This is a genomic window from Sulfuricurvum sp., from assembly GCF_030691015.1.
Classification (GTDB): Bacteria; Campylobacterota; Campylobacteria; order Campylobacterales; family Sulfurimonadaceae; genus Sulfuricurvum.
This window is the reverse complement of record NZ_JAUYFF010000014.1, coordinates 35620-61150: the sequence shown is the minus strand read 5'-3', so window position 1 is coordinate 61150 and position 25531 is coordinate 35620. Positions and strand designations below refer to the sequence as shown.

The window sequence follows — 25531 nt, the reverse complement described above, 5'->3', positions numbered from 1 at the left end:
GTACACCCATGTTAACCGATCGCGTCAATATACTCTCCGAATCGATTACCATCGCTATCTCAACGTTAGCACAAGAGCTTAAAGCACAAGGAAAAAACATCCTCAGCTTCTCCGCCGGTGAACCTGATTTTGACACTCCTCAAGTGATCAAAGATGCTGCGATCAAAGCAATCAATGAGGGATTTACCAAATATACTGCCGTTGACGGTATTCCTGAACTAAAAGCTGCTATTGCTTTGAAACTCAAACGTGACAACTCTCTTGAATACAAAGCAAACCAAATTATTACAAACAACGGTGCGAAGCACTCGTTGTACAACCTTTTTGCATGTACCATCCAAGGTGGTGATGAAGTGATCATTCCCGCACCCTATTGGGTCACTTACCCGGAACTCGTCATGTACTGTGGCGGAACGGTAGTAGAGATCATGACAGACGATGCAAGCGGGTTTAAAATTACCCCTGAGCAGCTCAAAGCGGCATTGACGCCTAAAACAAAAATGTTAATCCTCACTTCACCGTCTAATCCGACAGGTGCCGTCTACTCACGTGAAGAGCTTATCGCTCTTGGTAAAGTGCTGGAAGGGAGCAATGTTATCGTTGCCAGTGATGAGATGTATGAAAAACTGATTTATGACGGTGAGTTTACCTCTGCAGCCGCGGTCAGTGATGATATGTTCCAACGCACTATTACCATCAACGGCCTTTCAAAATCGGTAGCCATGACAGGATGGCGTTTTGGGTATATGGCCGCGGCCAATACCGAAATCATCCAAGCAACCAAAAAACTACAAAGTCAAAGTACGTCAAACATCAATAGTATTACCCAAAAAGCGGCAATTGCAGGGCTTAACGGCTCTGCAGATGCTGACATCGAAGCAATGAGAGTCGCATTCAAAGCTCGACGAGACGAAGCGGTAAAATTGTTTAATGAGATTGACGGTCTCTCCGTACTTTCCCCTGCAGGTGCTTTTTACCTCTTCGTCAATATCAAAGAGGTAAGCAACGATTCAATGCAATTTTGTAAAGAGTTACTTGAAGAGCAAGGGATTGCAGTCGTTCCGGGCGTAGGATTCGGTTCTGAGGGATATTTTAGATTTAGTTTTGCAACGGATATCGAGAGTATTCGTGAAGGTATTAAACGTATTGCTCTTTTCGTAGCTTCAAAAAAATAATGATTCTAGACGTTTCCCCGCTATGCGGGGAAAAAAACAAACTACTTTTTAATGCTTTTTAACGCTTCAATAACAGCGTCAATATTTCCCATCGGTAAATGAACTTTCCATTCAGGATTTTTAGCATCACCTGCCAGTGAAATTCCGATACTCGCAACACTATCGCTTCCTGTCCCATAAGGCTCATCTACTTTACTGATAGAAATAATCCCTTTTTTTGTCCCATCCAAAGGGATCTCTTTTATTACCGTTACACCAGAACTCATATTCTCTCCTATTTGACTGTATAGTAAAGAGTTTAGCCGATTTTGGCTAAAGTAATCTTAAAAAAGTCCTTTATTGAGCGCTCGCATTGTTTCCGTAAATATACGCGTACATTTTACGATAATAGCGCTCGTTTCGTGTTCGATCAACCGCGCTGAAATGGTGGTAACGACCTAACGTTTCCCACGAATATCCAAAACTTTTGACCAAACGGGTTAAAATAGCATTGGCTTTTTCTCGTGCGGAATTCTCTTCAAAATATTCATGGACCATAGGATTAGGATGATATTTGTAATTGATTTGGTAGGGTCCGAGATCGAGATTAACAATCCCGCCTTCGATTAAGGCTTGAGCTTGAGCACTGCATTGTTCGGTTGATCCGCATTTGATCAAGTGTCCGTTAACGGCAAAACCTGCCGCTTTCGCTCGCTCCGCTTCTTCAATAGCATTGATACGAATAACATGAGGGATACATTGCCCCTCTTCTTTGAGACATTCACAATGCTTAATCGCATCGAGAACAATATCAGGCATTCGAATATCAGTTGTAAGCTCTCCCTCTGCACGAAGCAGTGACACAGCAAGAAATAAACTTACAATGATAATTCTCATTTCTTATCCCTTAGTTTAAGATTCTACTATTTTAGCCAATTTAGCCTGCATTCTCAGCCACAATTTATGTTCCATCAACGGGAAGCCGCTATAGACACCTTTATTTGTGATACTTTTAGTAACACCTGAGCGTGCGGCAAGGGTCGTAAACGGAGCTATACTAAGATGACCTGCCGTAGCACTTTGCCCTCCCATGACAACATTTCGACCCAATGTTGTAGAGCCTGCAAGCCCGGATTGTGAAACTAAAATAGAGTGTTCTCCGACCACACAGTTATGCCCGATTTGAACCAAATTATCTATTTTAGAGCCTTGTTTGATAATCGTTGAACCGAATACCGCACAATCAACCGTTGAGTTTGCCCCTATTTCCACATCATCTTCGATGAGGACGTTACCGTTTTGGTAAAGCTTGATATGCTCACCCATTTTCGTGTGTGCATATCCGAACCCGTCACTTCCGATAACCGTTCCGGCGTGAATCATGACACGACTTCCGATCACACAATCGCGATAAACCGTGACGTTGGGATAGAGTATAACGTTATCCCCTATAACGCTCTCTGCGCCGATATAGACACCGCTCATAATCGTACAGTTTGCACCGATTCGTGCTCCGTTTTCGATATACGCTGTGGGATAAATATGTGTTCCCTCTCCGATCACAGGAGCACTGTCACTGCTGCGTATCGGCTTCGCAAAATGTTTAGAAAGGAGCGCTACCGACATATACGGCTCATCCGATTCCAATGCGATAACACCTTTGGGAAGAAGATGTGCTTTAGATAAAGGAAGAACAACGGCTGAGGCACGCGTATCTGAAAGTTCTTTTTCGTATTTGGAATCGGAGAGAAACGATATTTGCCCCTCCACTGCCTCACGAAGTGTATTTAATCCGCTGATTTCGATAGTGTCAGTGATCTCTTTGCATCCAAGGAATGCCGCTATTTCATAAAGTTTCATATCCACTTATCTCTCTAACGCGACAGAACCGCTTCGAACGATCTCTTTCGGATGAAAACGTTTAATCGCTTCGAGAAAGTGATTCACTCTCATCGGCTCATCTGAGATCATAACAATCATCGTATCACTACCGACATTCACGATACGTCCGTTATATGCATGGGTCAGCGCTTCAATATCACCCAGAGATTCATTCATAGGAATTTTCACTAATGCCATCTCTGTTTCGACCAAATCGGCATGTTCATACACTCTGAGTACCGGAATCAACTTATGCAGCTGTTTGGTAATCTGTTCCACCACACGAACGGAACCCGCCGTAACAATGGTGATTCGAGAATATTTTGATTCAGGGATCGGTGCTACCGTCAAAGACTCGATATTGTAGCCGCGACCTGAGAATAATCCTGCGATGCGTGAGAGTACGCTTGCTTCATTCATAACAATTACGGAAATAACGCGACGTTCTGTTTGTTCCATCATTATTTCTCCTTGTACTCTAACATCATATTAAACAACGATCCGCCCGCCGGAACCATCGGTAAAACGTTTTCGAATCGGTTAACGACAACATCGATAATCGCGACGACATTTTTCTCAACCGCATCTTTGAGTGCCGCATCAAACTCTTCTTTGGTATTGACTCGGTATCCTACTCCTCCGAATGCTTCAGCGAGCTTGACGAAATCGGGCTGTATCGAAAGATCAGTCGAGGAGTGGCGCTTGTCATAAAAGAGTGTTTGCCACTGACGAACCATTCCCAAAAAGTTATTATTCAAGATAACATTGATAACCGGGAGTTTATACTCAACCGCCGTCATCAACTCCTGAATATTCATCAAAATTGAGCCGTCACCCGTGATATTGATACTGACACGATCCATATCGGCACGTTTTACTCCAAGAGCTGCCGGAAAACCGAAGCCCATTGTTCCAAGCCCTCCTGAGCTAACCCATTGACGCGGACGGGTGAAAGGGTAGAACTGTGCCGTCCACATTTGATGCTGCCCGACATCGGTTGAGATATTGGCATCATCACCCAACAATTGTCCGATACGCTCAACAACCCATTGCGGTTTGAGACGGTCCCCCTCTTCGGTATAAGAGAGCGGATGAAGCTTGTTAAAATTTGCAATCGTATTGTGCCATGACTCATAACGAGCAGGATCAACCTGCTCTTTTGCCAACGGAATCATCTGTTCAAGAACATTTTTCACATCTCCGACAATCGGGAAATGGGCATTTACCAGTTTTGAGATACTTGCCGGATCGATATCGACGTGGATAATCTGCGCATTCTTCGCAAATTCAGAGAGTTTTCCCGTAACACGGTCATCGAAACGGGCACCCAAACCGATCACCAAATCGGTCTCGCTCATTGCCATATTCGCCGCGTACGAGCCGTGCATACCGAGCATAGAGATCAACAACGGATCATCATACCGAAGGGTTCCACGAGCCATAAACGTTTCAACGGCAGGGATTTGTGTCATTCGAGAGAATTCACGCACCAGCTCTGCGGCATTGGCGTTGATAATTCCGCCACCAAGATACAAAAGAGGTCGTTTAGCCGCCGCGATCGCATCAATCGCTTTTTTTATCTGACGAGTGTTACCTTTCGTCGTCGGCTTATACGTCTCTAACTCAACCTCTTTGCTGTAATCGAATGTTGCGATTTGTGCCGTTACGTCTTTGGGAATATCGACATGGACAGGTCCCGGACGTCCGGTACGTGCAATATAAAATGCCTCTTTTAGAATACGAGGCAAATCGGCCGCATCGGTAACGAGATAGTTATGTTTTGTACACGGGCGGCTGATACCGACCGCATCGATCTCCTGAAACGCATCGGTACCGATCAACGACATCGGCACCTGACCGCTGATAAGAACAAGAGGGATAGAGTCCATATAGGCATCCGCCAAGCCGGTCACGCCATTGGTAAAACCAGGTCCCGAAGTGATCATAGCCACCCCTACTTTTCCGGTCGCCTTCGCATACCCCTCCGCTGCGTGTACCGCTGCTTGTTCATGGCGTGTCAAAATATGTTGAAATGATCGCTGTTTGTAAATCTCATCATAGACGTTCATGATCGCCCCGCCCGGGTAGCCGAATACGACTTCGACTTCCTCGGCGATGAGTGCTTCGATAACCATCTGTGCACCGCTGATTTGCATGTCGTCTCCTTGTATTACATTAAAAGTTTGTGAATATAGCTAAAAAAAATTAGGGAATTATAAAAGAAAATAGCTATAAATTACGTTAAATAGCAGAGTACATTGATCTTTTTAGGAGATGTCCTCTATTTCAGGTAAACAAATTTCATCACACTCCAGTAATGCCGTCTCTCTATGCATCAAGGTTGTTTCATCGACAATAGAGGGAAAAACCTTCCGTATCGAATCACGCAGTTTTACCACGTTGATCGGTTTAAGAAGATATCCGCTCGCCCCGCAACGGATAGCGTTTATAACCATCTCTTCCTGACCATGCGATGTGACCATAATGATTTTGGCATGCTTATCGATCTTTTTTAGCTCTTTAACCGCTGTTATTCCATCCATCTCCGGCATTGTAATATCCATCGTCACCAAATCAGGCTTAAGTTTCATATAAAGAGTTATTGACTCTAACCCGTCTTTTGCTTCTCCGACTATTCTATGTCCTAATGATTCTATTATTTTTGAAATATTACGTCTCATGATCAACGAATCATCTACTACTAAAACATTAAGCATTCCATTCTCCTTTAGCCAAACCGATGACATTGAGTTCAATAATTCCATAAGGGGTTAACACTATCGCACTGATAATCTCTGCTCCATTTGTTTTTACGATCGATTTGGCATCTTCGATCGTTACGGGCGGGGTAATCGTCACACCTCGTCCGCTATTGGGAAAAGAATTAAGTGAGTGCCCTATAATCACGTTTGCGATTTCTCCTGCGGCACTGTCGCGTAATTCAGTAAATTCATCTTCATGTATCTCTCCGTACACGAAAGCTCTGGTCAAATTATCAAGAAGAATTTCATCGTATGTCGCATAGAACAAAAGGTTCAGCGTCCCTCCGATCCCTATCGTAGTCGTATATTTTTTTAATTCAACTTTATCAACCGTCCGATACTCACCGTCAAATTTGGTTTCAATTTTCATCTCATCCTGCATAAATAATTCTACTTGATGAACAATGGCTGTGAGAACTTCTTTTAATACGTCACTATTTTTCATACAATTGCCTTAATAAGCGATTTTTTCGGGATAATAAATGTAAATCGTGTTCCTCTTCCCAACTCAGAAGTCACCCGATAGCTCCCTCCCAATTTTAATACTTCCGAACGTACCGATGCCAAACCTACACCTCTACCCGAGAGATCGCTGATCTCTTCTTTGGTTGAGAGGTAATCTTCAAACAACAGTTCGATCACGGCTTCATCATTCTCAAGCTCTGCGGAAGTTCTAAATCCTCCTTCAATCGCTTTTTGTTTGAGTTTTTCTCTATCGATTCCACGTCCGTCATCACTGATCTCTAAAATGAGCGAATCATCTGTTTCACTGATAATGAAGAGAATGTTTCCATATTCTTCTTTGTCGTTTTCAACTCTTTTTTCAGGGGATTCAATCCCATGATCCACACTATTTCGGATAACGTGAATCAACGATTTTGCAAATCCTCGGAACTCATCTCCCACCGTAAAAGTCGTTTCATCCCGTATCTCCATCGGATTAAGCGATTTTTCAAGACGTTCACCAAGCAATTCAACGTATTTGGCTAATGAGGTGAAATACTCTCCGATCGGTTTGTATTTTAGTCTTTTAATAACCTCAAGAAGTTCCAACAATTCATGACATTCATCCGGCTGAGCATCAATTAACTCTACAATTTTTGCCTGCAGTTTTTCAAAAGTAGGTTCATCGATTGTAATCGTCGACTTTTTGTCCATAAAGTCATCACCCAGTGTGTCACGCAAGATATCGATATCTTTTTTAAGCCATAACTCAAAATCGATTTTATTGAGCATCGTTTGAATGGTTTTATTCGATATTGTCCCCTCCTGAAGCCATAGGGAGAGCCTGGATTCCACTTTATGCAATCCCTCCTGCGTCGTAATAAAATCTTTTTGGGCAAAAAGACCTTTATAGGTGTGTACTGTGCGATACAGTTCTGTAAGATTTTGAAGCGGTGTATGCTCAAATGTAACGAAGAATTCCCTCTGCGATAAAAAAGATTGATATCCTTCTAAAAGTTCAAAAAGCTCATCACTGTTACTGATAGCCGATACGATCATTTTAAGTCTATTACGTTCTCTTTCAATATTTTTTTCCAAATTCTTTTTGTCGGTAACATCAGTAAGAATCAACATAAATCGGCTCTTCTCTATCTGTTTATAGACGACATTAATCGCTTTATGGTGGAGGATAAACTCGTGTTGAAGAAGCGATAAGATCGCTTCAGTTTTAACATCATCTTCTTCGTCGAAAACGGCTCGGACGGTTTCATCAAAGAACATTTTTTTACCTGCATCATCGGGGTATAAAAGCTCTCCGATATTTTTGCCTTCAATCTTCTCTTGAAAAATTTCGACACATTTTTGAGAATACTCATTATCAACAGCCAACGATGCCGAAAAGGTTAAAAATCCCTGATTGGCATTATCCAGTAAACGCTTTACCGCGACAGAACGCTCTCTCAAATCCGCTGTACGCTCATCAACTTGAGCGGTCAGTTCTTTTTGTATGGTTAGATTATGCATACGATAAGCAATGAAAAAAGGGAATAAAATTAGCATATAAAAAAGGGCTTCCCCCATTGAACGGAGTAAAAGCGCATTTAATTGAGCATTGATATTGCTCACTTCTATATCAGCCGCCGTGATATATATACGTCCGCTCGGAGAGATATGAGGCAAAAAAACAGACCGAAAATGCCCCCACTGATCGATTGTTTCATCGAACTGTATTTTTCCGGTTTTAAACGCTTTGAACAATATCGGTGAAGCATCTGCATACTCATCAAAAAAGTAGCTGATATCCTCACCGCTTTTAAGTTCTTCGCTCGTTGCACTGCTGGAGGTAAAATAGATTTTCCCCTTTTCTAAAACAAAGGAATACACATATTTCACACTCATAGTTTCAGCAAATCGAGATAGTACCAGACGATTTTGACGATCGTGTTCAGGAGAGACGCTTCCCGCATTCATCACGGGAGTATGCACCGATGGGGGCAAAAGCTGATCGGTTACACGTGCACACTGTATTAATCGCTGATCAATCTCCGCTACGAGTGCCGAGCGCTGCTGCGTATATTGATATCCGATATACGCAATTACAGCCATCAGATAAAATGCTACGGCACCGTAATAGTATTTTTTCATCCCAGCCAATACCTTCAAAAAAATAGAATTGTTTTATTCTACTTAATATTGTCTTTTATCAAACTTCAGTAGCTCCCCTCACCGACCGTAATAACAAAGTTCTCATCCACCTCTACAACCTCAAATGAATGTTGTCCGCAAAAACTCTCATTTAACTCCTGCGCCCAAGCACGTGCGATTCTATAAGCATTTTCTTTGTCGTCAAATGTTTTAATTTGAGGCATATTTTTACGGATTGCACATTTACACAATTTCTCTACTACTACGTGGTATTCCATAATTTATCCTTTACAGCCGCAGCCGCTGGCCATTCCGATGACGTAATTATCCCCTACCTCTACAAGCTGGAATTCGTGCTTACCGCAAAAATGTCCCTGCATATAGGCCAATTGTGTTTCAGCCGCTTCATACGCATTCTCTTTCGTATCGTAGGTAGTTATTTGAGACATCTCCTCTTTTTTTGCACAGCTGCATAGCTTTTCAATAACAACATGATGTTCCATACTATACTCCTTTTGAATTGATATTTTTTAAACTGCATAGTGTGTTCCAGAGTTGTCTAACATTCTATGGTTTTCTTGTAGTATAATGTTTTCTAACAACCTCAATAAAAAGTGACGCTAAGTGCTTACTAAAAATCAAAGCCTTAAAAATGCCATTTGGATTTCCATTATATACTTTATCTTCGGATTACTATGGATTTACTTTTCCGATAGTGTTGTCGAATCGATTGCTTCAGATAGCCGTCAACTGAGCACACTTCAAACCTATAAAGGGTGGTTTTTTATCACCATTACTACTTTTTTTCTTTTTTTACTGAGCTACCGTTTTTTTTATAGCCTCTCTTTAACCTATCAAAAACATCTCAATCAACAAATACAACATGAACAAACTATTTTGGAAAGTAAAAAAAGATTTGACCGATTGGCTCATCATGACCCCCTCACAGGACTTCCAAACCGTCTTAGTCTCATTGAAATACTGCAAATAAAAACAAATCGTTTGGAAGATCATCCATTCTCCCTATTTTTTATCGATTTGGACGGTTTTAAAGAGATCAATGATTCTTATGGCCATCGCTTCGGAGATCAGATACTGATTCTCTTTGCAAAACTGCTGCAAGATCTTTTTCCAAAAGATACATTGATACTTCGTACGGGAGGAGATGAATTTGTTATACTTCTTGAATCAAAAATAGATCAGCACTCTATCCAGATCCGTCTAAACCGTCTGATACAAGCCCTCAATGATCCTTTTAATATCGATCAGATTGAGGTCTTCATTACGGCAAGTATAGGAATCTCTCTCTACCCTGTGGACTCTTCCAACGCTGAGGAGCTTCTACAAAAAGCCGACGCAGCAATGTATAAAGCCAAAAATCAAGGACGCAACACCTATAGTTTCTATAATGACGGTTTAACCCAAGAGGTATTAGAACGTACTACCCTTGCTTCCAATCTTAAAAAAGCGATTTCTAATCGTGATCTTTCCTTGTATTATCAGCCTCAAATCAATCCGATTTCAGGAATGATGGTGGGTGCGGAAGCCCTTTTACGATGGCCTACACCGGAGGGGATGGTTCCTCCTTCCCTCTTCATTCCGATCGCTGAAGAGCGCGGCTTAATTATTGAATTAGGTGCATTTGTCCTTGAAGAAGGTTTTAAGATGGCAACTGAATGGGTACAAAACGGGATACTAAAAGGGCGAATCTCTATCAATGTATCAGCCAAACAACTTATTCACCAAAACTTTTTACTTCAACTCGATGAACTGCTCCATAAAACAGGGTGTAATCCCGCTTGGATTGAACTTGAAATTACTGAGAGTTCAATTCTCGAATATCCTGAAAAAATAATCGCTTTACTTGGGGTAATCAAAAGCAAAGGGTTTAAAATTTCGATCGATGATTTCGGAACCGGCTATTCGTCTCTCTCCTATCTCAAACATCTCCCCATCGATAAACTCAAAATCGATATCTCTTTTATCCGCAATATTACGATGGAACCGAAAAACCAAACCATCGTCAAAACCATCATCGCTTTGGCAAAAGGGTTGGGGATGACGACTGTTGCCGAGGGAGTGGAAAGTGTTGAAGAGATGGTATTTTTACGCGAATGCGGTGTCGATTGTATTCAGGGATTTTATTATTATAAACCGATGAGTAACGAATCTTTTGGACACTTAATACGAGAAATATAGGAAATGAGGATACATGGGCGATTTATATAAAGAACATATTGACATTACAAATGAGGTCAAAGAGAGTATCCAAAAGCTAAAAATTGTTTTTCCCGCTGAATACAATCGGATCTACACTGAAAAAGCACGATCCCATAACGTTGAACTTAAACCCAACCAAGTACTTAGCTCCGAAATGCTCGATGAAAAAATGGTTCGCCATCTCATAACTCTCTCAAAATGTACTGACGAAGCAATACATGCGATCGAAACCGAAGACAAAGAAATTTTAAAAGCAGTACTTAAACAGACGCAATCGCTGCAAGAAGAGATTCATGAACTTCAAAAGATAGTATATGAAGACGGTCTAACGAAAAGTTATAATCGTAAATGGTTCGAAGATACACTCTGCGATGTCGATCATATATCCATCCGCGATAGCGGTACCCTTGTTATGGTCGATTTGAATAAATTTAAACATATCAATGATACCTACGGACATGTTGTCGGGGATAAAGTACTTATCCACATTGCATTCAAGCTCAAAGAGAGCGGAGGGCGTGTCGTTCGCTACGGCGGAGATGAATTTTTGCTTATATTCGATGCAAAAGTTTCACCAAAAGACATTAGAACAAAAATGGAAGCGATTTTGGAATACTGTAATCACATACATTTCAAAGTCGAACAAAACGAATTTAAAATCAATTTTGCGTACGGAATGGCTCCGTTTACAAACGGTACGAATATCGATACGATTATCCAAGCGGCCGATCAAGCAATGTACAAAAATAAAACAACTACAGACTAATCAGGAGAGCGGTGTGCTCTGAACGACGAAATAGAGTTCGTCTTTGAGCGTATTGAGGCTTTTGATGACATTCGTACGACGAATTTCATCGAGGTCAAAATGCTGTTCGATCGAATCGTAAATACGATCAATACTCGCATAAATATCGACCATCAACTCCGCTTTTAGTTTATCCTGTACACCGGCCATAAATCATCCTGTTTGTTTGACTAAGTCATTCGTAAAAAACTCAACCAAAAAAATTCCCCCGAAGGGGAAAAATGACGAGAAACAATGAAGTTTGCCCCCGAATGGAGGCGATGTCCTTAGCGGACGAGGTCGAAGAAATAGTCAGTGGTAGCGATTTGCTTAGTATCTTCATCCAATTGGTCAAGAACTTTGTTCGTGATCCAAGTAAGAAGATTCAACGCTCCATCGTATCCGCTGATAGAGTAGCGGTGTAGGTGGTGACGGTCGAAAATCGGGAATCCGATGTAGATCAACGGAGTACCGGTATCGCGCATCAACTCTTTACCGTAGCTGTTACCGATCATGAAATCGACAGGTTCAGTAAAGAGGAGTGAACGCATGTGCCACAAGTCTTTACCTGCCCATACATTCAAACTGTCTTTTGCAGGAGAGGTATCGAGCAATGCTCTCATCTCAGCTTCCCAACCGTTTGGTGCATTGTGACAAAGAACGTGAGTCGGCTCAGCACCCATCTCTAACAAGAATGAAACGAGACCTAGAAGGAAGTCAGGATCACCCCAGATAGCGAATTTTTTGCCGTGCATGTACGGATAGCTGTCTTGCATAGCATCCACTAAACGGCCGCGCTCGATTTTGAGTTTCTGTGGTACTTCTGTACCAGTAAGTTCTGCGAGTTTCATAACGAACTCATCCGTCCCTTTGAGACCGATAGGGTTACTATGTCCACCAGCGTGTTTCCAACGTTTTTCGACCATTTTCATGGTTTTAGTTGTTGAATATTTTTGCAATGAGATCGTTGCACTAGAGTTGATACAATCTTTTGCATCATCCAATTTTGTTCCGCCTGAGAACATTTCGTAGTTACCGGCAGGCATATCCCATTGATCAGAGTGGTCACCCAACATGATATAGTCTGTGCCGAACGCTTCTACGATGCTTTTGATCGAACGGAGGCTTCCGATATACGTTTCAAAACCAGGGATGATGTTGATACGTTGTTTCGTTTCACCTTTTTGACCTTCAGTAAGCTGAGACATGATACCGTGCATCATGTTGTCATAACCCGTGATATGGCTTCCTACAAATGAAGGAGTGTGCGCATAAGGAATCGGATATTCTTCAGGTAAAAACTCACCTTTATCTTCTTCTTTTGCCGCAATGATAAACGCTTGTAAATCATCACCGATAACTTCTGCCATACATGTGGTAGAAACGGCGATCATTTTAGGTTTATAAACTGCCGCACAGTTTTTAAGACCCTCTTTCATATTTACCAATCCACCGAATACCGCAGCATCTTCAGTCATAGAGTCAGAAACACATGGAGTCGGCTCTTTGAAGTGTTTGGTAAAGTAGGATCGGAAATAGGCTACACAACCGTGTGAACCGTGAACGTAAGGCATAGTCCCCTCAAACCCGAGTGCAACCATGACAGCCCCAAGAGGCTGACATGCTTTTGCAGGATTGACGGTAACCGCTTCACGAGCAAGGTTTTTCTCACGGTAATCCCATGATTTAGTCCACTCAGCGATTTCATCTACTTTCGCAGGGTTGATTGCGAGCATAGAAGATTCGAATTGTTTTTTGTTTGCGAGTACTTCAGCGTACTCTGGGCGTTTAAACAGGTCTTTCCCGTTTACGATTTTTTCTACTTCTTGCATCGTCTCAACCTTCCTTTTCCCATGGTGCTTTACTGTGAGCCCATACAGGTGAATTAATTGCTAAATCCATATCTTGTGCGAAAATCGCGAATCCGTCGTATCCGTGGTAAGGTCCGCTGTAATCCCAAGAGTGCATTTGGCGATATGGGAGACCCATTTTTTGGAATACATACTTCTCTTTGATCCCTGAAGCTACAAGGTCAGGTTGAAGTTTTTTAACGAATGCTTCAAGCTCATACTCATTGACGTCATCGTAGATAACGGTTGAGCGATAGATCTCTTCTTTGGTACGTTTGTAGTCGTCATCATGAGCGAACTCATAACCGGTTCCGATTACTTCCATACCCAAATCTTCATAGGCACCGATAACGTGACGAGGGCGAAGTCCGCCGACGAACAACATAACGGTTTTACCATCAAGACGTGGTTTGTATTTTGCGATAACCGCATCGATCATCGGCTGATACTTCGCGATAACCTCTTCACATTTTGCTTGGATACTTTCGTCGAAGAAAGCAGCAATTTTGCGAAGTGATTTAATCGTTTGACTCGGTCCGAAGAAGTTATACTCGATCCAAGGAATCCCGAACTCTTTTTCCATGTGACGGCTGATGTAGTTCATTGAACGGTAGCAGTGAAGCAAGTTCAATTTTACTTTCGGCGTCAATGCCATCTCTTTAAGAGTAGCATCTCCTGACCATTGTGCAACGACACGAAGACCCATTTCCTCTAAAAGGATACGGCTTGACCAAGTGTCACCACCGATGTTATAGTCTCCGATGATCGCTACGTCGTACTCAGTCGGAGTAACATTCGTAGTATCAATATGGCTCATATCACCGTCAAAGATATAGTCACGAACCGCGTCATTTGCGATGTGGTGACCCAATGATTGAGATACCCCACGGAAACCTTCACAGTTTACCGGAACGATCGTTTTACCAATCTCTTTTGCTTTGGTTTTAGCAACCGCATTGATATCATCCCCGATCAAACCGATCGGACACTCGGATTGAACCGTGATACCGTTATTGAGTGGGAAAAGTACTTCGATTTCATCGATACATTTACCCAATTTTTTATCTCCGCCGAAAACGATGTTGTTTTCTTGGAAATCCGAACAGAAGTTCATCGTTACGAAAGTATCAACACCGGTTACCCCGATGTAATAGTTACGACGACCTGCACGGCTGTATTGACCGCATCCGATAGGACCGTGACTGATATGGATCATATCTTTGATCGGACCCCATACAACCCCTTTAGACCCTGCATAAGCACAACCGCGTTGACTCATAACACCCGGAACGGTTTTTTTGTTTGAGCGGACATCACCGCAGGTTTTTTGATTTTCATCATTTGGAGATCCGACACCGAGATGTTTTTCACGGTTTTTTGCCGCTTTCTCAGGATACGCTTTTAAGATCTCTTCAATGGCCGCTTTTTGTTTAGCTTCTAGTGTTTCTGGACCCATAATACACCCCTTCCTTACGCGACTTCGATACGGAATTGTTCCATCGAATCTAAGTTGTGACACAATTTCATTGTTTCATCATCCGCTGCATCTACACGTTTAGAGATAGCAGACATTTGGTAACGGTTCATGTAGATCATGTATTTTTGAGCTTTATCAGGGTTCTCTTCTTTGAAGTAATGAACCAATGCACGGAACAAAAATGTAGAGTTGTTGGTATAGCTGATCCACTCTTTATCTTTGTCTTTTGTACCCATCAACAATTTGATCTCTTTAACGTCACTGATATCAACACCGGCAATTTTTTCTGCAACTAATTCGTCTGGAATTTGATTCCCCATATCTGCTGGGAAGTGAAAACCTAATACAAACATCTAATCTCCTTTTTCTGTTGTTTTCTTTTCATTATTAACAAGATGTTATTTGTCATTTTCATGACGACCATTGAAGATTCCTCAAAAGAGGAACCCACGGGGTAACGTGACTAATTAAGCTTCTGCTGCTTTTCCGACTTGACTTTCGTCAACTTCGTCTTCAAGACCGAATGCAAGAAGCAAGTCTTCGAGATCATCCATACTGATTGGAGTAGGGATAATTTTCATATCGTTATAAACGATTTTACGAGCAAGCTCTTTGTATTCGCGAGCTTGGTCAGAGTATGGGCTGTATTCAACAACCGTCATACGACGCAATTCAGCATGCTGAACGATGTTGTTACGTGGTACGAAGTGGATCAATTGAGTTCCGATACGTTGAGCAAGCTCAAGCGCCAAATCGTACTCTTTATCTGTCATACGAGCGTTACAGATAAGACCTGCAAGACGTACTCCACCTGTGTTTGCGTATTTCAAAATCCCTTTAGAGATGTTGTTAGCCGCATACATCGCCATCATTTCACCAGACATAACGATGTAAATTTCTTGTGCTTTACCCTCACGAATCGGCATAGCGAATCCACCACAAACAACGTCACCAAGAACGTCATAAGAAACGAAATCTAAACCTTCTTCATCGTAAGCACCCTCTTCTTCAAGAAAGTTAATCGCCGTAATAACACCACGACCTGCACAACCTACTCCTGGCTCTGGTCCGCCTGATTCTGTACAATTGATCCAACCGCCCGGAGTTTCTTTATCAAAAAGACCTTTTCCCCAAAGACGAGCTTGTTCCATCTCAACATCTTCGATGGTTCCCATTTCCGCTGCAAGAGAAAGAATAGTATCTTGTGCTTTCTCATGAAGAATCAAACGAGTTGAATCCGCTTTTGGATCACATCCGACGATCATAATATTTTTATCGAAATAGTGTGACATTGCTGCCAATGTATTTTGAGATGTAGTAGATTTACCGATCCCACCTTTTCCGTAGAACGCGATTTGTCGCAAGCTAGCTGCTCCAGCCATGTTATCCCCTTATTTTTGAACTTCACTTAGGTTGATGCAAGGGGTGTTCTATGGTTTTTTGCGACATTTACTCAAAGAGAGCGACAAAATAGGATTTTGGTGACAAATTTGTAGGAATAGCTTTTGCAGGAGCATACATATTCTATTTTGAGCGATAGTTAGTAGGATAATCTGCTTAAGTTATAGAAGGGAATAGTGTGAGAAAAAATTAGAGGCGATACATCAATCCCATGTTGCTGATGGAAAATCTCTGTTTTTGGTAAAAAGCTATCGCTTTATGATTTCGGTGATCGGCTCCGAGGGCTAAACGTTTCAGTCCCGCACCTTCAGATTCTGCTATCAGTGCTTCAAGTAACGCTTTACCGATCCCCGATCCCCGATAAGCTTCCGTGACGATAACATCTTCTATTAGCCCGACCTTCTCACCCATCGCCGTAGAGATAAGTGTTTGGAGAGTCGCCATACCGATAACACCCTCTTTCGATTCTACGACAAGAAGAATCGCGCTCGGTGTATCGAGTAAAAGTTTCAATCCGCGAGATTGTTTTTCGATATCGATACTAAAGTCATCTTCGATGGCAAAAAGTTCGCTCAGCAACCCTGCCATTGCATCAATATCATCATAACAAGCTCTTCGGATCATCATCGTCCCGTTTTCATCCGCTCGAGCAACTCTCCGAGCTTATCGTGACGCAGTTGAATCAATCGCTCTATTTCATCGTAATCGAATTTCCCGAAATACGCCATATCGAAGAGTCGCAAAAGAGCTGCACGACAGCAGCTTTTGTCACACTCTGTCACCAGTTTTTTCGCTTTTTTATAGGGAAGTGAGGTTTCTTGAAAAATAGTGATCGCTTCGGCAACGCTCTTGTTGCCGCATTCACACACTTCGAGTGCTAAGACCTCTTCTTTTGTTGCCATACATCACCCCTTAGAGGGAGTGCTCCGCTTTATAGGCGTTAGCTTTTTCAACCGCTTCATACAATTTTTGAGCCAATTCAGGCATTTTTACGTGATTTGTCCATACGGTATCTTCGACGATATCGTGGATTTCAGAGGCGACCTCTACGGCTAAACGTTTGAGTTTTGCCAGCTCTTTTTTGTGTTCTGCTTCATTCATCTCTGACATACTAGATCCTTTTTGAATCTATAAATGCATTTTTTATTCATCTGTAAAGAATTTTATAATCTATTTTCATCGATATGTATATTGCTGAGTTCTAACGCATAGAGTATCAGTGTAATATCGATTTTATCAAAACTGTTGCATAAAAGTGACTTTAAATATTCTCTCTCAGAGTGTTCCGCTTTTTTAAAACTGGATAAGAATTTCCCTTTTTTTGCAACGACGAGATCGGTAATATCTTTGTCCATTTTAATATCTTTCATCACATTTTTGATATCTGTTTCAAAAAGTGCGCCTAGCATTGTGAACATTCCGGCTAGATAGGCTTTGTCTTTATCACTGTGATGCGCCTCCTCTTCCATTCTCTCCGCTCTTCGAACCGCAATGCTCATGATCGTCTCAGAAATCGGATTTTCAGAGACTTCGGCATAAAGATACAAAAGGAGCCAACGCAAAAGCTTATCCCTGCCAAGAAGCGTAATGATCTGCGTAATCGATTCGACTCTCGTCTCAAATTTGCCATGATTATTGATAAATTTAACCAATTTATAGGAGAGATCCGCTCGTTGTTTAATAAATGACTCTATTTCTGATGTTTGTCCATCATTTTTGACCAATTTTATCAAGGTTAAAATGATCATTTGGGTTGCGTCTTTAAACCTGTCCATCTCTACTACTTCGGGTTTGTGAAGATGGTATCCTTGAAACAAGTCAAATCCCATTGCCAAGTAACTTTTATATTCTTCTTCTGTTTCTACCTTCTCAGCCAGAACTTTTATCCCAAGTTGTTTGATCTTACCCATAACCTTTTTCAAATTTTCTTGTTCTGCGGCAAGGACATCAATTTTAATAATATGAATATATTTGAGGATGGGTGTAAACTTTTTTATCATTTCAACACTGCAATCAAAATCATCAATCGCGATTTTGAAACCTCGTTTATGGTACTGTTTAATTTTTGCTAGAACTTTATCATTCAAATCCGTTGTCTCTAAAATCTCGATAACAAACCGATCTTTATCTAAAAGATCAATAATCCCGGAGATCAACGCATGCTCATCCATATTGATAAATGCAACTCCATTATCTCCCAACAGCTCATTGATTTTTATATTGGTCAGCGTATTTAAAAGAACTTGCGAGGTAGCCCGGATATTGGTTGGAAACTCTTTGATCCCGTAGGCATGGTCTCTAAAAAGCAGTTCATAGGCAAATAACTTCCCTTGCCGATTAAAAATTTTTTGTTTAGCTAAATATACTCTATTCAAAATGAACCCGCTTTCTATTAATATTTTTAATACTTTCTCTTACCTATTAAATCGGTAATTATCAACTAAACATAAATCTGATTTAACAAAGACAAAACTGAAAAGAATCAAGCGCAAAAAAATGCTTATAAAACTCTCATGGGTATAGTGGCATACTCCTTTAGTCCTCGAAAAATCATCCTTCGATATATGCAAATTTTTGCATGAAAGGTTCACTATGATACGTTTACTCAAACGATTGTTTAATTTTCGTCGTAGAAGCCATAAAGAATACCATATCACCAATATGGCTTTTGGATGTATTGAATAAAATCAAATCTCTACATCCATGCGGTTGAGTATCTCAAGTGTTTTTGTGACATCATACACGGCGCTGTGATACTGATTTTCATCGAAGTCAATTCGGTAATATCGGCAGGTTTCTAATAGTTTCGGATTTTTGAGACTCCCTCTGATATTGAGAGCCCCTACAATCTTCTTGTTGGTTTTCATCGTGCAGAAGTGTTTCTCGAATCGGACAAGTTCACCGATATGGCGCAGTTCAAACGCTATATTGTGAGCTATAAGTGTTTTAGCTCCCCGACAAAACTCTGCAAATTCCTGATCTTCTACGAAATACTCTGCATAATCGACATTGGCTCGTAGTCGCTCGATTCGATCGGGGGAGAGTTTATGGACGGCAAGTGCGTGAGGATTCACTTCGTATTCTGAAAAGTAGTAGCGATGAAACGTGTCAGCAATGACATAAGCCCCCTCTTCTCTTTTAATCCGAAATGCCGCAACTTCAATCACGTCATGGATATTGGCGGAGTTGGTTTCAAAGTCAAGAATGATCAAGTGTTCTCCATCGGTGTCTACATGAATTTTATTCGACATTTTACCGAGATACCAGTGTCATGAGTGCATAATATGAATATCTTTCGGGGGGTGATACTATGAAAGCGTTATGGATTCTGCTCATCTTTACTTCTGTGATGGTGCATGCTTCGACTTTGTCAAAAGCCTATTATGCAGGAGGGTGTTTTTGGGGTGTTGAATATCATCTTGAAAAACTCAAAGGGGTTAAAAAGGTACAATCAGGATACATGGGCGGTCATGTTAAAAATCCTACCTATGCACAGGTAGTACGTCATAACACAGGTCATTTAGAGACGGTCGAAGTGATCTATGATTCCTCACTTATCTCGTATGAAACACTGACAAAAGCTTTTTTCGAGATTCACGATCCTACCCAGCAAGACGGTCAAGGGCCCGACATCGGAGAGCAGTATCTATCTGCCATATTTGTAAACGATGAAAAAGAACGCCGAATTGTCCGCTCTTTGATAAAAGAGTTGAACGCTAATGGTTATAAAGTCGCGACAAAACTCCTCCCGCTCTCTGCATTTTATCCTGCCGAAATCTATCATCAAGATTACTACGCCAAAAAGGCTAAACAGCCCTATTGTCACGCATATGTCAAAAGGTTTCGCTAAAGACTGGAAAAATGAAGATTGAAAATATGTCAAATTGCCAACTTATCGATCCATTTTAACGTGGTTTAGATAGAATAAAAAACAAATCGAATATGCGCCAAATGAGGAACATTAAAAATGAAGCTTGAAATTTGTGCTGAAGTATTGAGATGAATACTCACGATAGTATTCAAATTTTTGACACTAAAAAAGTACGCACCCTCTGGGATGAGGAAAACGAAAAGTGGTATATCTCTATTGTTGATGTAGTTGAAATACTTACTGAAAGTCCAAATGCGAGAAAATATTGGAGTGTTTTAAAAACGAGACTCAAAGCAGAAGGAAGTCAGTTGGCTACAAATTGTAGTCAACTGAAAATGAAATCTACAGACGGCAAATTTTATAAAACCGATGTTGCCGATACCGAACAAATTTTCAGACTGATCCAGTCTATTCCAAGCCCAAAAGCAGAACCCTTTAAACTTTGGTTAGCACAAATCGCTAGTGAGCGGTTAGATGAAATGCAAGACCCTGAGCTAAGTATAGATAGAGCATTAAAACAATATTTAGAACTAGGATACAGTGAAAACTGGATCAACCAACGGCTAAAAAGTATCGAAATCCGCAAAGAACTTACCGATGAGTGGAAATCAAGAGGGATAAGAGAGGGGATGCAGTTCGCAACTCTCACCGATATTATCACCAAAACATGGGCAGACAAAACCACCAAAGAGTATAAAATTCTAAAAGGGTTAAAAAAAGAAAACCTACGGGATAACATGACCAACACCGAACTTATTTTAAATATGTTGGCTGAAGCTTCTACAAAAGATATTTCACAAGCACTAAGCCCTGAAACGTTTGAAGAAAGCAAAAAAGTAGCAGCCCAAGGTGGAAAAGTTGCCAAAGTGGCCCTCCAAGAGTTGGAAGCGCAAACAGGTAAAAAAGTGGTGACGAGCTTGAATGCAAAAGCTGTATTGGAAGCCACAGAACGAAAGAAGATTAAATAACACCCTAGCTTACATTTATCCCAGCCCACCACAAACGAAACACCTTCCGTCATTCCCAACTCGATTGGGAATCCAGTTCTTCGTCATCCCGTACTTGAATCCATTTTCTTTTCTCTTGTAATCTTCCACATTTCATAGTAAAATCAATAAAAATATGTCATTTTGTTTGATATTGATTTAAGAAAGGGTCTATAAAATTGAGTATTAAATTCTTAGAGACTGATTTTGATAAAGCTAGCTATCTAGCAAATCTTTTAACTTCCAGAGCAACTGGACTCGTTGCTGATTCACGTGAATTTGAAATATTACGTCATGAACTATTAAGCAATCCAAATATTTCGCCTTTATTACCAACATGGTTAAAACAACATCGTAGTCTTGATACATTCTGGGAATTTATCAAACAAAAATTTGGGACTTACGCTGAACGACGAACTTTTATATCAGAAGAATTTACACCGATTCTTGATGTTCTTGAATTTGGACAACCTATCCAACAAACGCAAGCAACTAGCACACTTCAAAATGTGTCTATGCTTCAGTCAAAAGTTGTTGCAAGAAATAAGCGAAAAGTGTTCATCGTTCATGGACGCGACAATGAAGCAAAGCAAGAAGTTAGCAGATTTATAGAAAAGCTTGGATTAGAAGCAATTATTTTACATGAACAAGCCAGCGCAGGAATGACAATCATAGAAAAAATTGAGCACTACTCAAATGATGCTGATTTTGCTCTTGTTCTATATACAGCATGTGATCTTGGACGAGGAGTTCATGAATCGGGTATCTCTCCTAAAAATAGGGCACGCCAAAATGTAGTTTTTGAACATGGTTACCTTATGGCAAAACTTGGGAGAGAAAATGTATGCTCCTTAGTCAGGGGGGATATTGAAACACCAAATGATATCAGTGGTGTTGTATATGTAAGTTTAGACCCACATGGGGCATGGAAAAACGAAATTGCCAAAGAATTGAAGGCATGCGGATATCAGCTTAACAATCTCATATAAGCCTCAAGAAAAAGGGTCAGGTAATACCTATAACTCATTATCTCTCATTGAGAAAAGAGGACAGGCTACTTTATTTAATCAACGAGAATTGCCCTCAACTGTCTATATTTATAGATTATTTTTTCACCGATACTCTCTACCTCTTCCTGCGTCATTTTTCCAAATGAAAAACTGATCGCCGTACTGGCTTCTTCCGTTGAATATCCTATAGCCTTTAGAATACGCGAGGGTTGAGACAATCCCAGAGAGCAAAGCTCTCCATTGGTTAAAAAGATCCCTTCAATTGCCATGGATCGGATCAAATCTCGGGCAAATACACCGTCAAATCCGATATAACAGGAATTCGGCAGAGTCAAGCTAGGATTTATCATCAACTTTACTCTGCACCCCAGAGCATCCGTAATCTGCTGCACAAAACAATCTCGTATCTCTTCGATGTTCTCATACGAATCATTTGCCGTTTTCATATACGTATTATAAAAATGGTCATACACCGTTAAGTCGATGGAGGGGATCATGTCAGTAAAGGAACATTTACTGCAAAGGAAAATACCCGAATGTTTAAACGAACCAACTTTGTAGCCCCAGACGAATGCGGCAAATACTTTGGGGATATTTTCTAGTTTCAACGCATTGCTCAAATCCAGAATCAGATGTTTCATGTCAAAATATCGGTTAACTCTTTTCATCGACTCAACATAAAACGTATCTTCATCAACCGCACTGCACACCAAATAGCGAGCTCCGCGCTCTTTTGCCGAAGCCAAAGAATCCTCACTGAGTCTCCCTTCGGCATCAGCCTCTATCCAGAGAATAGTGCGTCCTGATTTTTCGAGAAATTGTCCGGCATGATACAGATTATGAGGGAGTTTTGAAGAGAAGGCAATGATCTCTTTTGAAGGAACAGCCTGATCGATAAAAAAACTCAAAGCAGCAGGCGAAAAATTGCAAAACACCGCTTCGGAATATCCGAAAGCCGCTGCGAAGGAGCGGTTTAGATTTTTTAAGAGTTCAAGACTTTCACCGTCACCGCTGCGTAAACGTATCCCTATGGGTGCAGAATCAAACGGCTGAAAGCTCGGTGCGTGGTTGACATCGAGACAATAGAGCTTTTTAAGAGGCTGCAACACACACCTCTTCTATGATACAAGAGGTCGAATCGGCTTGAATTACCGTATGCGCGGTATCGACGCGTGAGGAGTGGGTATAGAGATTCATTTTCCCCTCTCGTGCGAATCCGATCAACGTTATACCGTGAAGTTGGGCGGTTTTAATCCCCAACCGTGTCGGAGCCGCTTTAGAAATCACCATCGTGATACCGTGCATGACACATTTGACAACCATCTCCATCGAGAGTCTGCCGCTTACAATCAAGAAAGCGTCTTGGGTATCGGCGTGAGACAACCTGGCTTTCCCGATCACTTTATCGATAGCGTTATGACGACCGACATCTTCCGCTTCGATCGCTTCACCCTCTTTCAGTACCAATCGTGCTTTATGGACGCATCCGCTTTGGCGGAACAGTGCACTGCTGCCGTAAAAACGATCCACTTCGTCAAACAGCATATCAACGTTATAGCTCACGGTAGAGCGGTTAAACTCTTTGACGATTTTATCTTCCACATTTCCCGTCACACCGACGCAGCATCCTGTGGTAAGGGTCTTCTCTTTAAAAAGGTTCTGAATATTATCTTCATTAACCGATGCGTCAATATAAACCGATAAACCGTTATCGGAAATTCTTAAAGAATGGATATCTTCCACATGCGTAATAACCCCTTCACTCATCAAAAATCCGACGATATGGGCATCTTGATCCTGTGCGATCCCCATGACGGAGAGGAGTTTCATTCCATTTAGATAAAAGTCGATTCGCTCTTCGGCAATAATCTCATCTTCTTCGATCATCACGGAGCCGTTACGATACACTTTTTCGATAATCAATTTTTTAAGAACTTCTTGTGACATGTCGATACCCTATATATAAAATTGCGGAGGAGAACTCCTCCGCTTCGAACCAATGCCAGACGTTATGCGCGTCCCGCTTTTTTCAAATCTTCCAATACGTCCGGAGCTACCTGTTCAAGATATTCTCTCGGATAGTTACCGCTCCATAGCCCTTTTAGATATCCTTTGACTGAAACCGCCGAGGCGTAGACAAAATCAAGGATAAAGAACATGATCAAAACACTGGCACCGAAGTGTAGATAGAGCAATACACGTCGGAATTGAATCACATCAGCATGGGTCAATGAACTCGGATGCAATGTAATAATCATCGCACCGCTGAAACACAGTGCTGCCCCCATAGCGGCATAGAAAAACCAGATAACTCGCTTGGAAGGTTTAAAGCTTCCCGGCAAGAAATGGCGGAACGTGCTGTTTTTTCTCCACCCTTTCATATCTTTAGCCGCAATAACGGTAAAGACGAGCCAAACACCGATCCATGCCAAACCGGTTAATTCATGGAATTCTCTCAAGATACGAGGAATATCTCCCCCCTCAGAGCGTAAACCCCATGTAATATTAAATCCGGTCAATACGAGTATGGAAATCATCCCGATATTCAGCCAAATCACCGCTCGTTGGAACGATGTCAATACTTGAACCGTATCGTTAGGACGTGTAATCGTCGGCGTGACTCGACCGTTTTTAATGTACAAAAAGACAAAAATCATAATCTCGGCAAAGAATACGTACCATATATACTCTTGACGCTCATTGCTCGCACGAATAATTTCAGGAGCAACGCTATTGTAAGCCGGACCGAAAGCGGCATTCACCATTTGCTCCAACTCTGAAGCGGGAGCAGTAAGTACACCGCTGGTATCACCGATCAGTGCATGCATCGTATATTGGATCAGGTAACCCCAATCCATAATCATCAAAAATCCGACAAAAACGAATCCGACTACACCAAGCCCAAGAGCCGTTAGAATGTAGGCTTTATTACACTCCCAAAAAGTTTTACTTTCCATTGTTGTATGCCTCCCATCCGTATGGTTTCAACGATGTATTATCACCGCGTTTAGCAGTGCGATACTCATAAATCTTATCGACTTCAGAGGCATCGCCGGCAATGAGCGCTTTGGTTGAACACATCGATGCACACATCGGGATTTTCCCCTCGGCGATACGGTTTTGTCCGTAATGTTCAAATTCATTCTCGCTGAGCGTTTCATCCGGTCCACCGGCACAAAAGGTACATTTATCCATGACCCCTTTGACACCGAAGATACCTTCATGTCCAAACTGCGGAGCACCGAAAGGACATGCATAAAGGCAATAGCCGCATCCGATACATTTATCTTTGTCATGCAATACGATTCCGTCCGTTCGGATATAAAAACAATCCGTCGGACACACTTTTTGACACGGTGCATCGGAACAATGCATACATGCCACTGAGAGAGATTTCTGTTTACCTTCGATCCCCTCGTTGATGGTTATAACCCGTCGGCGATTGACGCCGACAGGAATTTCATGCGCTTCTTTACACGCGACGACACACCCGTTACAATCGATGCATCGGTAATCGTCACAATAAAATTTCATACGTGACATTTA

General features: G+C 41.5%; 30 protein-coding genes. 6 read left to right on the top strand and 24 right to left on the bottom strand.

What is annotated here, in order from left to right; all coding sequences use genetic code 11:
• Positions 1-8: 8 nt before the first annotated feature.
• Entirely contained in the window at positions 9-1175 is a 1167-nt protein-coding gene (locus Q8O20_RS09775) for a pyridoxal phosphate-dependent aminotransferase (RefSeq protein ID WP_305531007.1), read from the top strand.
• A gap of 41 nt (positions 1176-1216) precedes the next feature.
• On the opposite strand, the gene Q8O20_RS09770 is transcribed toward Q8O20_RS09775, so the two are convergent.
• The 10 genes from Q8O20_RS09770 to Q8O20_RS09725 all read right to left on the bottom strand — a co-directional run bounded on the left by Q8O20_RS09770 (position 1217) and on the right by Q8O20_RS09725 (position 8889).
• Positions 1217-1441: a hypothetical protein gene (locus tag Q8O20_RS09770; RefSeq protein ID WP_304742672.1), complete on the bottom strand. Its 225-nt coding sequence runs from the start codon at positions 1439-1441 to the stop codon at positions 1217-1219.
• Between the two features lie 70 nt (positions 1442-1511).
• Positions 1512-2051 carry a hypothetical protein gene (locus tag Q8O20_RS09765; RefSeq protein WP_305531006.1) on the bottom strand — a complete coding sequence of 180 codons (540 nt, stop codon included), beginning with the start codon at positions 2049-2051 and terminating at the stop codon, positions 1512-1514.
• Between the two features lie 15 nt (positions 2052-2066).
• Positions 2067-3014, bottom strand: a complete 948-nt coding sequence (lpxD, locus tag Q8O20_RS09760; protein ID WP_305531005.1) for a UDP-3-O-(3-hydroxymyristoyl)glucosamine N-acyltransferase — start codon at positions 3012-3014, stop codon at positions 2067-2069.
• A 6-nt stretch (positions 3015-3020) separates the two neighbouring features.
• Positions 3021-3497: an acetolactate synthase small subunit gene (ilvN, locus tag Q8O20_RS09755; RefSeq protein WP_304742666.1), complete on the bottom strand. Its 477-nt coding sequence runs from the start codon at positions 3495-3497 to the stop codon at positions 3021-3023.
• Positions 3497-5191: an acetolactate synthase large subunit gene (locus Q8O20_RS09750; protein WP_305531004.1), complete on the bottom strand. Its 1695-nt coding sequence runs from the start codon at positions 5189-5191 to the stop codon at positions 3497-3499. Before Q8O20_RS09750 ends, ilvN begins: the two co-directional genes overlap by 1 nt.
• Before the next feature lie 111 nt (positions 5192-5302).
• Positions 5303-5752 (bottom strand): response regulator, encoded by a 450-nt coding sequence (locus Q8O20_RS09745; protein ID WP_305531003.1) that lies wholly within the window; start codon positions 5750-5752, stop codon positions 5303-5305.
• Positions 5745-6242 carry a chemotaxis protein CheX gene (locus Q8O20_RS09740; RefSeq protein WP_305531002.1) on the bottom strand — a complete coding sequence of 166 codons (498 nt, stop codon included), beginning with the start codon at positions 6240-6242 and terminating at the stop codon, positions 5745-5747. Before Q8O20_RS09740 ends, Q8O20_RS09745 begins: the two co-directional genes overlap by 8 nt.
• Positions 6239-8386: an ATP-binding protein gene (locus Q8O20_RS09735; RefSeq protein ID WP_305531001.1), complete on the bottom strand. Its 2148-nt coding sequence runs from the start codon at positions 8384-8386 to the stop codon at positions 6239-6241. The genes Q8O20_RS09740 and Q8O20_RS09735 overlap by 4 nt, the downstream gene beginning before the upstream one ends.
• Before the next feature lie 65 nt (positions 8387-8451).
• Positions 8452-8664, bottom strand: a complete 213-nt coding sequence (locus Q8O20_RS09730; protein ID WP_304742657.1) for a hypothetical protein — start codon at positions 8662-8664, stop codon at positions 8452-8454.
• A 3-nt stretch (positions 8665-8667) separates the two neighbouring features.
• Positions 8668-8889 (bottom strand): hypothetical protein, encoded by a 222-nt coding sequence (locus Q8O20_RS09725; protein WP_305531000.1) that lies wholly within the window; start codon positions 8887-8889, stop codon positions 8668-8670.
• Positions 8890-9010: 121 nt separating this feature from the next.
• Between Q8O20_RS09725 and Q8O20_RS09720 the strand changes: the two genes are divergently transcribed.
• On the top strand, positions 9011-10585 hold the full coding sequence (locus tag Q8O20_RS09720) for a bifunctional diguanylate cyclase/phosphodiesterase (RefSeq protein WP_305530999.1): 1575 nt from the start codon (positions 9011-9013) through the stop codon (positions 10583-10585).
• A gap of 13 nt (positions 10586-10598) precedes the next feature.
• On the top strand, positions 10599-11372 hold the full coding sequence (locus Q8O20_RS09715) for a GGDEF domain-containing protein (protein ID WP_305530998.1): 774 nt from the start codon (positions 10599-10601) through the stop codon (positions 11370-11372).
• On the opposite strand, the gene Q8O20_RS09710 is transcribed toward Q8O20_RS09715, so the two are convergent.
• The 10 genes from Q8O20_RS09710 to Q8O20_RS09665 form a co-directional block, all read right to left on the bottom strand.
• Positions 11373-11561 (bottom strand): hypothetical protein, encoded by a 189-nt coding sequence (locus Q8O20_RS09710; protein WP_305530997.1) that lies wholly within the window; start codon positions 11559-11561, stop codon positions 11373-11375.
• A gap of 116 nt (positions 11562-11677) precedes the next feature.
• On the bottom strand, positions 11678-13222 hold the full coding sequence (nifK, locus tag Q8O20_RS09705) for a nitrogenase molybdenum-iron protein subunit beta (protein ID WP_305530996.1): 1545 nt from the start codon (positions 13220-13222) through the stop codon (positions 11678-11680).
• A 4-nt stretch (positions 13223-13226) separates the two neighbouring features.
• Entirely contained in the window at positions 13227-14696 is a 1470-nt protein-coding gene (nifD, locus tag Q8O20_RS09700) for a nitrogenase molybdenum-iron protein alpha chain (RefSeq protein WP_305530995.1), read from the bottom strand.
• A gap of 14 nt (positions 14697-14710) precedes the next feature.
• Positions 14711-15070, bottom strand: coding sequence for a hypothetical protein (locus Q8O20_RS09695; RefSeq protein ID WP_305530994.1), 360 nt, complete (start codon positions 15068-15070; stop codon positions 14711-14713).
• Between the two features lie 114 nt (positions 15071-15184).
• Complete coding sequence (gene nifH / locus Q8O20_RS09690) at positions 15185-16099, bottom strand: nitrogenase iron protein (protein ID WP_294894564.1); 915 nt, start codon at positions 16097-16099, stop codon at positions 15185-15187.
• Between the two features lie 208 nt (positions 16100-16307).
• Positions 16308-16742, bottom strand: a complete 435-nt coding sequence (locus Q8O20_RS09685; protein ID WP_305530993.1) for a GNAT family N-acetyltransferase — start codon at positions 16740-16742, stop codon at positions 16308-16310.
• Positions 16742-17020, bottom strand: coding sequence for a hypothetical protein (locus Q8O20_RS09680; protein ID WP_304742639.1), 279 nt, complete (start codon positions 17018-17020; stop codon positions 16742-16744). The genes Q8O20_RS09685 and Q8O20_RS09680 overlap by 1 nt, the downstream gene beginning before the upstream one ends.
• A gap of 10 nt (positions 17021-17030) precedes the next feature.
• Positions 17031-17228, bottom strand: a complete 198-nt coding sequence (locus Q8O20_RS09675; RefSeq protein ID WP_294894573.1) for a CCE_0567 family metalloprotein — start codon at positions 17226-17228, stop codon at positions 17031-17033.
• 53 nt (positions 17229-17281) lie between these two features.
• Positions 17282-18493: an EAL and HDOD domain-containing protein gene (locus tag Q8O20_RS09670; protein WP_305530992.1), complete on the bottom strand. Its 1212-nt coding sequence runs from the start codon at positions 18491-18493 to the stop codon at positions 17282-17284.
• Positions 18494-18805: 312 nt separating this feature from the next.
• The gene (locus tag Q8O20_RS09665; RefSeq protein WP_305531058.1) at positions 18806-19330 is read right to left on the bottom strand and encodes a 3'-5' exonuclease; all 525 of its coding nucleotides are present in this window, start codon (positions 19328-19330) and stop codon (positions 18806-18808) included.
• A 98-nt stretch (positions 19331-19428) separates the two neighbouring features.
• Here Q8O20_RS09665 and msrA point away from each other — a divergent pair, with 98 nt between their 5' ends.
• From msrA to Q8O20_RS09650, 3 genes are all read left to right on the top strand, one after another.
• On the top strand, positions 19429-19968 hold the full coding sequence (gene msrA, locus Q8O20_RS09660; RefSeq protein WP_305530991.1) for a peptide-methionine (S)-S-oxide reductase MsrA: 540 nt from the start codon (positions 19429-19431) through the stop codon (positions 19966-19968).
• A 149-nt stretch (positions 19969-20117) separates the two neighbouring features.
• Positions 20118-20957 (top strand): Bro-N domain-containing protein, encoded by an 840-nt coding sequence (locus tag Q8O20_RS09655; protein WP_305530990.1) that lies wholly within the window; start codon positions 20118-20120, stop codon positions 20955-20957.
• Between the two features lie 197 nt (positions 20958-21154).
• Entirely contained in the window at positions 21155-21964 is an 810-nt protein-coding gene (locus Q8O20_RS09650; protein ID WP_305530989.1) for a nucleotide-binding protein, read from the top strand.
• Between the two features lie 74 nt (positions 21965-22038).
• Here Q8O20_RS09650 and Q8O20_RS09645 read toward each other — a convergent pair whose 3' ends face one another.
• From Q8O20_RS09645 to fdh3B, 4 genes are all read right to left on the bottom strand, one after another.
• Entirely contained in the window at positions 22039-23094 is a 1056-nt protein-coding gene (locus tag Q8O20_RS09645) for a hypothetical protein (protein WP_305530988.1), read from the bottom strand.
• Positions 23078-23932, bottom strand: a complete 855-nt coding sequence (fdhD, locus tag Q8O20_RS09640) for a formate dehydrogenase accessory sulfurtransferase FdhD (RefSeq protein WP_305530987.1) — start codon at positions 23930-23932, stop codon at positions 23078-23080. Before fdhD ends, Q8O20_RS09645 begins: the two co-directional genes overlap by 17 nt.
• A 62-nt stretch (positions 23933-23994) precedes the next feature.
• Positions 23995-24942 carry a cytochrome b/b6 domain-containing protein gene (locus Q8O20_RS09635; RefSeq protein ID WP_305530986.1) on the bottom strand — a complete coding sequence of 316 codons (948 nt, stop codon included), beginning with the start codon at positions 24940-24942 and terminating at the stop codon, positions 23995-23997.
• Positions 24932-25528 (bottom strand): formate dehydrogenase FDH3 subunit beta, encoded by a 597-nt coding sequence (gene fdh3B / locus Q8O20_RS09630; RefSeq protein ID WP_295011819.1) that lies wholly within the window; start codon positions 25526-25528, stop codon positions 24932-24934. Before fdh3B ends, Q8O20_RS09635 begins: the two co-directional genes overlap by 11 nt.
• Positions 25529-25531: the final 3 nt, after the last annotated feature.